The organism is Methylomusa anaerophila, from assembly GCF_003966895.1.
GTDB lineage: Bacteria > Bacillota > Negativicutes > Sporomusales > Sporomusaceae > Methylomusa > Methylomusa anaerophila.
This window is the reverse complement of the sequence record NZ_AP018449.1, coordinates 4,230,530-4,243,192: the sequence shown is the minus strand read 5'-3', so window position 1 is coordinate 4,243,192 and position 12,663 is coordinate 4,230,530. Positions and strand designations below refer to the sequence as shown.

The 12,663-nt window shown below is 43.4% G+C and carries 13 protein-coding genes; all 13 read left to right on the top strand.

Annotated features, from left to right (window positions below; genetic code table 11):
• Nucleotide 1: 1 nt before the first annotated feature.
• The 13 genes from rnc to MAMMFC1_RS19345 all read left to right on the top strand — a co-directional run bounded on the left by rnc (nt 2) and on the right by MAMMFC1_RS19345 (nt 12,471).
• Nucleotides 2–739 carry a ribonuclease III gene (gene rnc, locus MAMMFC1_RS19405; protein WP_126310082.1) on the top strand — a complete coding sequence of 246 codons (738 nt, stop codon included), beginning with the start codon at nt 2–4 and terminating at the stop codon, nt 737–739.
• Between the two features lie 38 nt (nt 740–777).
• Nucleotides 778–1,845 (top strand): elongator complex protein 3, encoded by a 1,068-nt coding sequence (locus MAMMFC1_RS19400; RefSeq protein ID WP_126310081.1) that lies wholly within the window; start codon nt 778–780, stop codon nt 1,843–1,845.
• 84 nt (nt 1,846–1,929) lie between these two features.
• Nucleotides 1,930–2,190, top strand: coding sequence for a stage V sporulation protein S (locus MAMMFC1_RS19395; protein WP_126310080.1), 261 nt, complete (start codon nt 1,930–1,932; stop codon nt 2,188–2,190).
• A gap of 178 nt (nt 2,191–2,368) precedes the next feature.
• Nucleotides 2,369–5,926, top strand: a complete 3,558-nt coding sequence (gene smc, locus MAMMFC1_RS19390; RefSeq protein WP_126310079.1) for a chromosome segregation protein SMC — start codon at nt 2,369–2,371, stop codon at nt 5,924–5,926.
• A 199-nt stretch (nt 5,927–6,125) separates the two neighbouring features.
• A complete protein-coding gene (gene ftsY / locus MAMMFC1_RS19385) occupies nt 6,126–7,043 on the top strand; it encodes a signal recognition particle-docking protein FtsY (protein WP_126310078.1) in 918 nt (305 codons plus the stop codon).
• 58 nt (nt 7,044–7,101) lie between these two features.
• Nucleotides 7,102–7,470: a YlxM family DNA-binding protein gene (gene ylxM, locus MAMMFC1_RS19380; protein WP_126310077.1), complete on the top strand. Its 369-nt coding sequence runs from the start codon at nt 7,102–7,104 to the stop codon at nt 7,468–7,470.
• A gap of 5 nt (nt 7,471–7,475) precedes the next feature.
• Nucleotides 7,476–8,822: a signal recognition particle protein gene (gene ffh, locus MAMMFC1_RS19375; protein ID WP_126310076.1), complete on the top strand. Its 1,347-nt coding sequence runs from the start codon at nt 7,476–7,478 to the stop codon at nt 8,820–8,822.
• 400 nt (nt 8,823–9,222) lie between these two features.
• A complete protein-coding gene (rpsP, locus tag MAMMFC1_RS19370) occupies nt 9,223–9,504 on the top strand; it encodes a 30S ribosomal protein S16 (RefSeq protein WP_126310075.1) in 282 nt (93 codons plus the stop codon).
• Between the two features lie 28 nt (nt 9,505–9,532).
• Complete coding sequence (locus MAMMFC1_RS19365; protein ID WP_126310074.1) at nt 9,533–9,760, top strand: KH domain-containing protein; 228 nt, start codon at nt 9,533–9,535, stop codon at nt 9,758–9,760.
• Between the two features lie 42 nt (nt 9,761–9,802).
• On the top strand, nt 9,803–10,219 hold the full coding sequence (locus MAMMFC1_RS19360; RefSeq protein ID WP_232035557.1) for a YlqD family protein: 417 nt from the start codon (nt 9,803–9,805) through the stop codon (nt 10,217–10,219).
• Nucleotides 10,220–10,231: 12 nt separating this feature from the next.
• A complete protein-coding gene (rimM, locus tag MAMMFC1_RS19355) occupies nt 10,232–10,741 on the top strand; it encodes a ribosome maturation factor RimM (RefSeq protein WP_126310073.1) in 510 nt (169 codons plus the stop codon).
• A 409-nt stretch (nt 10,742–11,150) separates the two neighbouring features.
• Entirely contained in the window at nt 11,151–11,897 is a 747-nt protein-coding gene (trmD, locus tag MAMMFC1_RS19350; protein WP_126310072.1) for a tRNA (guanosine(37)-N1)-methyltransferase TrmD, read from the top strand.
• 1 nt (nt 11,898) lies between these two features.
• Nucleotides 11,899–12,471, top strand: coding sequence for an RNA methyltransferase (locus MAMMFC1_RS19345; RefSeq protein WP_126310071.1), 573 nt, complete (start codon nt 11,899–11,901; stop codon nt 12,469–12,471).
• Nucleotides 12,472–12,663: the final 192 nt, after the last annotated feature.

Genomic DNA, 12,663 nt, shown 5'->3' with positions numbered 1-12,663 from the left:
CATGAAAGAAAGAAAAAGTATTATAGACAATAGTCGCGTGCAGGCATTAACAGCTTTTTGCCAAACTTTGGGAGTAGAATTCTATGATTACAAGCTCTTGCATCAAGCCCTCACTCACACTTCATATGCTAATGAAACTAAAAGCCCCAGGGTTAAACATAATGAACGGCTGGAGTTTTTGGGGGATGCAGTGCTTGATCTTATTATAAGTTCGTATTTATTCAGCAAATGTCCACATTTACCCGAAGGGGAACTTACTAAGGCCAGGGCCCAGGTAGTTTGCGAGCATACGTTGGCCAAGAGGGCTTTGGAACTTGGCATTGGAGACTATCTCTTATTAGGCAAAGGGGAGGCATTGTCCGGCGGACGGGAACGTATTTCCATCCTGGCGGATGCCTTCGAGGCTATTATCGGTGCAGTGTATTTGGATTTAGGTTTTAAAAATGCCGCCAAATATGTTTTACGGCAGTTGGGGGAAGAATTGGCGCTTGTTGAGCAAGGCGATTATCTCAAGGATTATAAAACCTGGTTACAGGAAGTTGTTCAGAAAAGCACCGATAGTAAAATCGTTTATGAAGTAATTGATGAGCAAGGTCCCGACCATGATAAATCTTTTGAAGAAGCTGTTACCGTCAACGGCGAACGACTTGGCACAGGTTGGGGGAAAAGCAAAAAAGAAGCTGAACAGCAAGCTGCAAAAAAGGCTTTGATTAAGCTAAACATAATTTCAGAAGGGTAAAGGGAAGGCGGCCATGGGGTCGCCTTTTATTTTTTAATATGAATACGACGAAATATTGCATCATACCTATATTTATACCCCATTTTGGTTGCAGTCATCAATGTGTGTTTTGTAACCAGCGGAAAATAACAGGGCAAGAGACCCCTGTTACAGCTGAGCAAGTAAGTGAAATTATCGAGGAATCCTTGGTAAAAATCACTGGACGGCGACAGGTGGAGTTGGCCTTTTACGGTGGCAGTTTTACGGCCCTTTCTCTTGATTGCCAATATGAATTACTGCAGCCTGCATATCAGGCCTTGCAACGAAACTTGATTCACTCAATTCGCATCTCCACCCGGCCGGATTGTATTAATCCGGTTATTGTCAAGAATTTAGCGATGTTAGGAGTACGTACCGTTGAATTGGGTGTTCAGTCCATGGATGACGCCGTACTGGCAGGAGCAAATAGAGGACATACCGCGAAAGATGTGTCCAATGCAACTTCACTTATTAAAAACGCAGGCCTGGCGTGCGGTGTACAGTTAATGCCGGGATTACCAGGTGAAAATTGGTCCAGCCTTATTTGCACGGTAACAAAAATTATTGGGCTTCGACCGGATTTTGCCCGGGTTTATCCCACTTTAGTAATTGCCGGTACGCCGCTGGCTAATTTATATTATGATAATAGATATAAGCCGCTGACGATACCCGAGGCTGTGGCAAAATCGGCTTATATAAAACTAACATTCGAACAGCAAGGTATTAAAGTGATTCGGACGGGTTTACAGGCCACTGCGGAATTATCTAAAGCGCATGTTGTATTGGCGGGACCGTATCATCCTGCTTTTGGTGAATTGGTAGACTCATTCCTTTTTTTCCTAATGGCGGCTCATTGTATTGAAATCTTGTCATACTCTGCTTGCGAAGGGGAAATGACTATTCATCATCACCCGAAGGATAGTTCCAAACTACGGGGAGTTTCCGGCGAGAACATCAGGAGACTCAAGAAAACTTACAAACTTTCATCAATTATATTAAAACCAGATCATCATACTTTGGGAGAACTTGTAATTGACTTTCATGGGTTAAGTATAAGCATTAACAAAAATATGTTAAATTATATTTAAAACTTTGTAAAAGAAGGAATTTTTAGGAAAAGCACAGAATATCATTTTAGTATAAGCCCTGAATTTCAAGGAGGATGAGCTAAAATGGAAGTGCTGAAAGTATCTGCACAATCAAATCCCAAATCCGTAGCAGGTGCTCTGGCTGCAGTACTGAGAGAAAAAGGATCTGCAGAAGTGCAGGCAGTCGGCGCAGGGGCAGTAAATCAGGCTATTAAAGCAATTGCAATTTCCCGAGGCTTTGTTGCCCCGAATGGAATTGACCTTATCACTATACCTGCATTTGCCGAAATAGCTATCGATGGGGAAGAACGCACAGCTATCCGGTTTATTGTTGAACCGCGATAAAGGTTCTTCTGAATAGAAAAGTAATTATGAAAAACCTGTTTGCTTTAGGGCAAACAGGTTTTTTAATCCAAGCCTACTCGTCCTGTCGTGAGGGGTAACACAATTAACTGGTAACTTGTACAAATACCGGCTACATGGTACAATCTTGATGATTGAGTACGAGACGAGGGGATGGAAGTTGCTGTTACGCAGATTAGAAGCTTATGGATTCAAATCTTTTGCTGAAAAAACGCAACTGGAGTTTGGACGCGGCGTAACTGCAATTGTAGGTCCAAACGGCAGTGGAAAGAGCAATATTTCCGATGCCATCCGCTGGGCATTGGGGGAGCAAAGTATTCGAAGTCTACGCGGGGCTAAGATGGAAGACGTTATTTTTGCCGGCAGCATCAAGAGAAGGGCAGCGGGGGTTGCAGAAGTATCGCTGGTTTTCGATAACCAGGACGGGCAATTACCGCTTGACTATAACGAGGTCATTATTACCCGCCGGGTGTTTCGTTCAGGAGATAGTGAATATTACATTAATAAGACGGGGTGCAGGCTAAAAGATATTCATGATCTTTTGCTGGATACAGGCATAGGACGTGATTCCATGACTGTAATTAGTCAGAATAAAATAGACGAGATATTAAGCAGCAAGCCGGAGGAAAGACGATTATTGTTTGAGGAAGCCGCGGGAATATCCAAGTATAAATTACGTAAGCGGGAAGCGTTACGGAAACTTGAAGTGACTGAACAAAATCTAATTCGGATAAAAGATATTATATCCGAGCTTGAAAGTCAGTTGGGGCCTCTTAGCGAAAGTGCGGCCCGGACAGACCAATTTAACGCCTATAATACCGAACTCAAGGCTTGTCAAGTGACAATATTGTTAAACAGGCTTGTTAAAGCTGAGAAGATGGTTATCAGTGCCGAACTGGAACAGACAACGCTTAAAGATCAGGACATTGATTTTACTACTAAGCTGTCAGTTTGTGAAGCAGATAAAGAAAGGATTATGGCTGAACTTTCATCCCGGGAAGAAGAGTTAACTGTTGTAAGCCAGACTATCAATCAAACAGATACGGAATTGGAGAGGGTTGCAGGCAAGAACGCCGTTCTGACCGAACGGATTGAGCAAGGAATTCGGGCTGAAGAACGGATTCTTGAAGAGATGAATCGGGTTAGCGTACAAGTAACGGAAAACAAACAAAGTTTTGAAACCCTTGGGTTCCTACTAAATGAAAAACTGACTTCTTTATCGGAAGTTAATAGTAAGTTATCGGTCATAGACAGTGAATATGACAACTTATGCTCAACCATTAGAACAATTGAGGCAGAAATTAAAAATGGTAATGAAGAAACCTTTCAACATTTGCAGCAACTTGTTGATGAACGTAATACATTACGCAGCAGCGAGAAGGATCTCTTCAACCTTAAAACGCGGCAAGCGAATCTGGAGAAGGAGTATAATGACTATTCGCAGCAATCGACTGAAAATGAAAAATTGTTAGATGATCTTGCCGCGCAATTGTCAATATTGAAAGAGAAGCAGATTGACATCAATAAAAATACACAAAGAATTATTGAAGAAAAGCAAAGGTTGGAATTAAGTCTCTATCAGCTTAATGAGCAAGGACAGCAGACAATTAAAAAGAATAATGAGGCATCGTCACGACTTGATGTGCTCAAAAGCATGCAAGACGAATATGAAGGGTTTAGCCGGGCGATAAAAAGTGTTTTACAGAATAAAGCCGGGTGGCGGGCCGGCGTTTGCGGCGCGGTTGCTGAATTATTAACTGTGCCGAAGCAATACGTAATGGCGATTGAAACCGCTCTTGGCGGCGCACTCCAGAATATTGTAACCGAGGATGAGCAGATAGCCAAACAGGCAATACAATTTCTAAAAAAACATAACTTGGGGCGAGCTACATTCTTGCCGCTGAATACGATACGGGTATCGAAACCCAAAAATAGCGAAGTGGTGGCAGCTAAAATAGAGGGTGCGGTTGGTTTGGCTTCCGATTTTGTCACTGCTGATATGCGCTTTCGTCCAATAGTTGAATTCTTACTTGGTCGCACCGTTGTCGCTACGGATGTCGATGCCGCTTTAAAGATAGCCAAACAGTCTTCTTTTTCAGTCAGAGTAGTAACTCTGGAAGGAGAATTGATCAATCCGGGCGGTTCAATGAGCGGAGGCAGCAACGGCCGCCGGGATGCAGGCTATTTAGCCCGAAGTTCAGAAATTGAAACATTGAAGAAAACAATAGCCGCATTAGATGAAGAAGTTGATTCTTTTCAACAAAAAAAGAACAATTTACACCAAAAGATAGCCAAGATAGATGAAGAGGTTAGCCTGTTGGCCAATTTGCGGCAGGAGACTGAACTTAAAATTGCCGAACATGCCATCCACAAAGAAAAAGCCCAGTCTGAAATTAAGCGAATTACCTTGGCTTTAGATACCGTCCAGGCGGAATTGCAAGCATATAAATCAGAAAAAGAGTATTATGAGGCGAAAATTGTAGAAAGCAAAAATAATATACTAGCGTGCGAAAACCGGGATCTAGAGCAAAAATCGCTTTTGGCAAGCCTACACCAGCAATTAACGGACTTAAAAAACAATCAGGAAAATTTTCACACCGAACTTACCGAGTTAAAGATACAAGCATCTTCCATCAATCAAGAAATTGCTTCCCTTCGATCTCAATGCCAACAGAATGAACACGCACGTATATTAGCTGCCAGACAGATGGAACATATTGAAGCGGATAAAAAGAATATTACAGTGGAAATTACTAACGCCAGACGGGAAATTCTAGATTTAGAACAAGTTCGCGAGTCTTTGCTCAAGCGAAAAGAACAGGCGGAACAGGAAAAAACAAAAGGATATGCTCAAAAGTTAGAGCTGCTGTCTGTTATGCAGAAATTGGACAAAGAAATTCGGGATTTACGGCGTAAGGCTAACGAAGTTCAAGCCAGGGTACATGAAGCCGAGCTCATAATGACGAAATATCAATTTGAAGTTCAACATTGCCGTGAACAATTAACTGAAGTTTATGCCGTAGCTGTAGAAGAGGCACAGAGAATGCGCCGGGATGAAAGCATTGAGTTACTCTTGGCCATGGTGGCCGAATTTGAACAAAAAATAGCAGACTTAGGACCTGTTAACCCGGCTGCAGTTGAGGAATACTCACGCTTGCAGGAAAGATATGATTTTCTTAATCATCAAAGTCACGATTTAATTACCGCCAGAGAATATCTTGCCTCGCTAATCAAAGATATGGACAATACTATGTCTAAGCAGTTTACGGATTCTTTTATAACTATCAATCAGCATTTTGGCGAGGTCTTTTGCCGCCTTTTTGGCGGAGGTTTGGCCAAAATCCAGTTATTGGAACCGGAGAATATACTGGAAAGCGGTATTGATATAATTGTCCAGCCGCCGGGGAAAAAACTTCAGAATCTAACTTTATTGTCGGGCGGAGAACGAGCATTGACCGTAATAGCCCTGTTATTTGCCTTTTTGACCTACCGTCCAGCACCATTTTGTGTTGTGGATGAAATCGATGCGGCGCTGGATGAGGCAAATGTCCAGAGATTTAGTGAGTTTTTACGGGATTATGCACAACATACGCAATTTATTGTCGTTACTCATCGTAAAGGCACGATGGAAGCAGCAGATGTTCTGCATGGTATTACTATGGAAGAATCAGGAATATCTAGGCTGGTATCGATAAAGCTAATGGACAAAACGGGGTAGTAGGCTGTGGGCCATTAAGCAGGGAACTGCTTAGAAACCGCCATCTGCGTCGTTACTCCTGTGGTCCTCACTCCAGCGTACCAGCCAGTACGCTTGCGTTCCGGTCCTCGTCGTGCCTAGCATCTGACGATTTCTAAGCAGTTCGTGGCAGATGTAAATCTGAGCAATTACAAAACAGGGTAAATTAGGGGGGAAAACAATGGGCTTTTTTGATAAGCTGAAAGCCGGATTGGAAAAAACCAGGAAAAATTTTACCGAGAAAATTGAACAGTTAGTCGTTGGATATGCTAAAATTGATGACGAATTGTTGGATGATTTGGAAGCAGTTCTACTTTCTGCCGATGTGGGAGTACCTACCACATCAGTGCTGCTCAATGACATACGAAAAGGCATTAAAGGCAAAGAAATCAACTCGCCGGATGATTTAAGGCCGTTTTTGCGTACTAAAATAAGCGACATGCTGCAAAATGGATCAGGTGTATTAACTTTAACTGAGCAGCCACCAACGGTAATATTGGTTGTAGGTGTCAACGGTGTTGGCAAAACTACGACAATCGGCAAACTGGCAAATTATTATCGGCAAGAAGGACATAATGTAATAGTTGCCGCTGCCGATACGTTTCGGGCTGCTGCTATTGATCAACTGGAAATCTGGGGTAATCGGGTTGGGGTTGATGTGATTAAACACTCTGAAGGGTCAGATCCGGCGGCAGTGGCTTTTGATGCCGTGCAGGCAGCTAAGGCTCGCAAAGCCGATGTTCTAATTATCGATACCGCCGGTCGGTTGCATACAAAAACAAATCTCATGGAAGAATTGAAAAAAATCAGCCGGGTAGCTAATCGCGAGATACCCGGCGCCCCTCATGAAACGTTACTGGTACTTGATGCCACTACCGGCCAGAATGCTATCAGTCAGGCTAAATTTTTTAGTGACACAGTTTTTGTATCCGGTGTTGTTCTTACAAAATTGGACGGTACCGCTAAGGGCGGAGTAATCGTTGCAATTGGGAATGAATTGGGTATTCCGGTTAAATGGGTAGGAGTTGGCGAAGGTGTGAATGACTTGCGGCCGTTTGCGGCGGCAGAGTTTGCCGCCGCATTATTTGCTGACAAGTAAAAATACTTGACATAGAGCTTGCGTTTTTATATAATACCGTATGTGAATAGGTGAAATTATGACTGATTCCCTCAATAAAGTATTACGTATCGGGCAGCTTTATGACTTTTATAATGCGCTATTAACAGATAAACAACAGCAATGCCTAAACATGCATTACCTGCAGGATTTTTCCTTGGCTGAAATCGCCGAAGAATTTGGTGTTTCGCGTCAAGCGGTACATGACATATTGCGGCGGGCCGAACTGATGCTGGAAGAGTACGAAGAGAAGTTGGGGCTTGTTAGCCGTTACAGGAAAGAACGTCTTATTATAGATGAAATATACAAGATGGTCAGCAATTTCCCGGAACCGGCGCGTAAACTGCCGGAAATCAATCTTGTTTTGGAAAAACTTCAGTATTTGCTAGATGATGCCCGGGAGGTGTAATATATTTGGTTTTTGAAAGTTTAGCTGATAAATTGCAGCAAACATTTAAGAAACTCCGTGGACGCGGTAAACTATCGGAAGGCGATGTAGCCGATGCGCTAAAAGAAGTGCGCTTGGCATTGCTGGAAGCCGATGTTAATTTTAAAGTTGTAAAAGATTTGATTGCCAAAATCAAAGAGCGGGCCATCGGGCAAGAAGTGCTTGAGAGTCTTACGCCTGCCCAGCATGTAATCAAGATTGTAAATGAAGAGTTAGCCAATTTGATGGGCGGTACACAAAGCCGCATTGTGATTGCCTCTAAGCCGCCAACCGTTGTTATGCTGGTAGGCCTGCAGGGGGCAGGAAAGACAACAACTGCGGGTAAACTGGCCAATCACTTAAAACGGCAAGGCAAACGCCCGCTTTTGGTTGCCGGTGACATTTACCGTCCGGCGGCGATTAAACAACTCCAAGTATTAGGTGAGCAGCTTGATATCCCGGTATTCACTTTGGGCGATAAAGAAAGGCCGGTTGACATTGCCAAGAAAGCGGTTGAACAGGCTTTATCAATGGCAAGGGATATCATAATTATTGATACTGCGGGCCGTTTGCATATCAACGAAGAACTCATGCAGGAACTAAAATCCATTAAGCAAACCGTAAGGCCCCATGAAATCTTACTTGTTGTTGACGCAATGACCGGTCAGGATGCCGTTACCGTTGCGGAAGCATTTAATAATGATCTGGGTATTGACGGTATTATTCTGACCAAACTAGACGGTGATGCCCGTGGCGGCGCGGCACTATCAGTCAAGGCGGTTACCGGCAAGCCAATTAAATTTGCCGGTATGGGAGAAAAATTGGATGCCCTGGAACCCTTTCATCCCGACAGGATGGCTTCCCGTATTCTGGGAATGGGTGACGTCCTTAGTCTCATTGAAAAAGCAGAGTCAAACCTAAGTTTGGAAAAAGCGCAGGAATTGCAGAAAAAGCTGCGCAAAGAGGAATTTACCCTTAATGATTTTCTTGATCAAATTGAGCAAGTGCGCAAGCTTGGCCCCCTTGATCAAATCTTGGGCATGCTCCCCGGTATGGGGAAAATAAAACAATTGCAGGGTATGGATTTTGATGAAAAGGAGATTAAGCACATTATTGCTATTATCCGGTCAATGACTGCCAAAGAACGCCGTGATCCTTCCATTATCAACGGCAGCAGGCGCAAACGCATTGCTTTGGGCAGCGGTACGAGAGTGCAGGATGTGAATAGACTCCTTAAGCAATTCAGTGAAGCGAAAAAGATGATGAAGCGTCTGCAGGAAATGCAAAAGAGCGGTAAAAAGGGCGGCGGGTTTAAGTTACCCTTTATGCGCTGATCATTCTTTAACTTATACGCCATAAGTAGGGAACTGCTTATAAACCGTCATCTGCGGCGCCGCACCATCTGCGTTGCTGTCATCTGCGACAAGTTAACTCGCGTTGATAACACTAACGAACTCAGAATCGTGCTCCTGCGGTCCTCACTCCAGCGTACATCCCAGTACGCTTGCGTTCCGGTCCCCGCACAAGCTATTATGCTAAGCAAACGAAATCAGAATCGTCATCGCGCCTAGACGGTCTGACTATGATAGTAGAACCGTAATTACCAAACTCGTTGCAATAAGTTTTTTTCATATGCAACGGTATCTAACGATTTCTAAGCAGTTCGAGGCATTTAATAACCTAAATAGTTTATTTTTTAAATTAAGAAATTTAGTAAAGGGGGTGATTTGAAAAATGGCAGTAAAAATTCGTTTAAAACGTATGGGTGCTAAAAAGAGTCCGTTTTACCGTGTGGTAGTAGCTGACTCCCGTTCGCCGCGGGACGGTCGTTTCATAGAGACCCTTGGTCATTATGATTCTACTATCGAACCGGCAGTTATCAAAATTGACGAGGAAAAAGCCATCAATTGGCTACAAAAAGGGGCTCAACCGACGGATACTGTTAAAAATTTGTTCAGCAAAACCGGCATCCTGAAAAAATGGGATGAAATAAAACGTACCAAAAAAGAAGCCTAAGAAACTTAGAAACGAGGCTTGATAACTAATGAAAGAGTTAGTTGAAGTTATCGCTAAAGCGTTAGTTAAGAACCCGGATCAAGTCAATGTTACAGAATCAGTCGATCATTCAGGTACTGTCTATGAATTGAGGGTTGCTCCGGAAGATATGGGGAAAATCATCGGCAAACAGGGACGTATCGCCAAGGCCATTCGTACTGTAGTAAAGGCTGCCGCCACCCGTGAGAATAAAAAAGTTATGGTAGAAATAATATAACTATTCAGGTTACCTGAATCAGTTTGGAAAGGTGGGATTTGTGTGGCTAGCATAGATAACATGACGATTAAGTGTCCGGTTACCGTCAAAGCCAAAGTAACAGAAGACTTAAAGACTCAACTTGCAGCTGAAATTCAGGACGCTGTTAAAAAGACGGACATGGAGCTTCAGCAAATTGAATTTCACGCCAAACGTATGATGGCCGAACAAGCGAAAGTTGATGCACAAGGTTTGGTGGCCATCCGTCAGCAAATTGATGCCGAGAAACAAAAACGTATAGATTTCAAAAATCATATGCTGGAGAAACTGAAAGAAACCGCTCAACTTGAGATTGGTTCAGAGATCGTTCAGGGAACAATGGATAGAATGGTCACCATCAATGTAGGTGATGATCTTCATAAAATTATGGCTACTGAGATTTTGTTGGAAGACGGCAAGATAATTGCTTTCCGCAGCTAATTTCTGGTTATAATGGCTGATCAAGAGTTATATTCCATCGGAAAAATAGTTGCCCCGCACGGTGTGCGGGGTGACGTCCGTATTATTCCTTTAACCGACTTTCCGGAACGATTTCAAGATCTCAAAACAGTTTATGTTGAAGACAGTACCCGCAAAGTAGAAGTAAAAAGTGTGAGATATCATAAACAATTTATTCTACTGAAGTTTGTTGGGTATAACACCATGAATGACGTAGAACAATTTCGCGGCAAACTCCTCAAAGTACCGCGGGAAGAATTAATGATTTTGCCTGCAGGACACTATTACGTGTTTGACATCATCGGGCTAAAAGTTTATGAAGAATCCGGTGATTATCTGGGCACAATAACAGATGTTCTGGAAACCGGCAGTAACGATGTTTACGTTATTGAAAAAGAAGAGAACCAGAAACCCATTCTTATACCGGCGTTAAAAAAAGTAGTCAAAAGGATCGATATCGCCGGTAAGCAGATGATAGTCGCGTTACAAGAGGAATGGGAATAGCCGGGGTTTAAAAACTATGCACCTAAAGCGGGGGAACTGCTTATAAACCGCCATCTGCGGCGCCGCACCATCTGCGTTGCTGTCATCTGCGACCAGTTAACTGGCGTTGATAACACTAACGAAATCAGAATCGTGCTCCTGCGGTCCTCACTCCAGCCGTTCTGGCCTAGTTAACCTTTTTCTAAGTAGTCTGTGCGGACCCCCAGTACGCTTACGTTCCGGTCCCCGCACAAACTATTATGCTAAGCAAGCGAAATCAGAATCGTCGGTGCGCCCGGTCTGACTATGATTATTAATATATGGTTACCAAATTAATAATCAATAAGTTTATTTCATATGCAACGGGAGCATCTGGCGATTTCTAAGCAGTTCGTGGCAGTTGATAAGCTGAGTTGATACGGGGTTTGCTATGAAGATTGACATTCTCTCTTTGTTTCCTGATATGTTTGTTGGGCCGTTTGGTCACAGTATTATTAAACGGGCGCAAGAGGCTGGATTGTTGACGATTAACGTTACAAATCCACGGGATTTTACGACGGATAAACACAAAATCGTTGACGACTACCCTTTTGGCGGTGGTTCCGGCATGGTTATGAAGCCGGAGCCCATATTTCGGGCAGTAGAAAACGTGTTGTCCGGCGGTAGTGCAAACCGTTTAATTGTATTGATGTGTCCTGGCGGCACACCGTTTAATCAGGATAAGGCTAAACAATTTGCCAACTATGAACAGCTTGTTCTCATATGCGGCCATTATGAAGGTATTGATGAGCGGGTCCGGCAGTATTTAATAGACGAGGCCATTTCCATCGGGGATTATGTTTTGACCGGAGGAGAATTACCGGCTATGGTGGTGGTTGACGCAGTGGCGCGTATGTTGCCGGGAGTTCTTGGGGCGTGTGATGCCGCCGCATATGACTCTTTTTATAATGGTCTCCTAGAGTATCCTCAATATACACGACCGCGTGACTTCAATGGACTCGCAGTTCCGGAGATTCTACTATCCGGTGATCATGCCAAAATTGAAAGATGGCGACGCAAACAGTCGCTTAAAAATACATTAGAACGTCGTCCGGATTTATTTGATAAGATTAAGCTCAACTCCAATGACGCTAAATTGTTAGCTGAAATTTTAGCGGAAGAAAATACCGGAGGGTAATATGGCATTACCAATATATCTTGGGTTGGTACATTACCCGATATATAATAAAAAAAATGAAGTCATTACCACCGCGATTACAAATTTTGATATACATGATATTGCCCGTACTGCCCGTACTTATGAAATTAACCGCTATTTCATTATTCATCCACTTGACAGCCAAAAAGCTTTAGCAGAAGAAATTATTGCATATTGGCAGCAAGGATATGGGGGGGTATACAATCCGGACCGTAAGGATGCTCTGAGTATTGTGGATATTTCAACAGACATTGCCGGAGTCATTGAGCGCATAACTGCTGAGACCGGGAGAACCCCAATTGTTGTCACAACAGATGCGCGGAAATTTGATAATATGATTTCCTATTCCGGCCTTCGGAAAGTCATAGCAAGTGGCGATGTACCCTGTCTATTATTGTTTGGCACAGGCTGGGGAATAGAAAGCTCTGTGATGCGGCAGTTTGACTACATCCTGGAACCAATTTACGGACCCGGCCCTTATAATCATCTTCCGGTTCGGGCAGCTGTTGCTATAATTCTGGATAGGCTATTAGGAGAAACCTGGTGGGAATAACTAATTGCCTTAAAGTAGGGAACTGCTTATAAGCCGCCATCTGCGTCGTTGCTCCTCCGGTCCTCACTTCAACCGTTCTGGCCTAGTCATCCCTTTCCTAAGTAGTCTGTGCGGACATCCCAGTACGCTTCCGTTCCGGTCCTTGTCGCGCCTAGCATCTGACGACTTCTAAGCAGTTCGTGGCATATGGTC

What these genes read in the sequence shown, in the direction of transcription:
- rimM (WP_126310073.1), top strand. Translation starts at nt 10,232, where the DNA reads ATGGCTGATCAAGAGTTATATTCCATCGGAAAAATAGTTGCCCCGCAC.
- MAMMFC1_RS19365 (WP_126310074.1), top strand. Translation starts at nt 9,533, where the DNA reads ATGAAAGAGTTAGTTGAAGTTATCGCTAAAGCGTTAGTTAAGAACCCG.
- rnc (WP_126310082.1), top strand. Translation starts at nt 2, where the DNA reads ATGAAAGAAAGAAAAAGTATTATAGACAATAGTCGCGTGCAGGCATTA.
- rpsP (WP_126310075.1), top strand. Translation starts at nt 9,223, where the DNA reads ATGGCAGTAAAAATTCGTTTAAAACGTATGGGTGCTAAAAAGAGTCCG.
- ftsY (WP_126310078.1), top strand. Translation starts at nt 6,126, where the DNA reads ATGGGCTTTTTTGATAAGCTGAAAGCCGGATTGGAAAAAACCAGGAAA.
- trmD (WP_126310072.1), top strand. Translation starts at nt 11,151, where the DNA reads ATGAAGATTGACATTCTCTCTTTGTTTCCTGATATGTTTGTTGGGCCG.
- MAMMFC1_RS19400 (WP_126310081.1), top strand. Translation starts at nt 778, where the DNA reads ATGAATACGACGAAATATTGCATCATACCTATATTTATACCCCATTTT.
- ylxM (WP_126310077.1), top strand. Translation starts at nt 7,102, where the DNA reads ATGACTGATTCCCTCAATAAAGTATTACGTATCGGGCAGCTTTATGAC.
- MAMMFC1_RS19395 (WP_126310080.1), top strand. Translation starts at nt 1,930, where the DNA reads ATGGAAGTGCTGAAAGTATCTGCACAATCAAATCCCAAATCCGTAGCA.
- MAMMFC1_RS19345 (WP_126310071.1), top strand. Translation starts at nt 11,899, where the DNA reads ATGGCATTACCAATATATCTTGGGTTGGTACATTACCCGATATATAAT.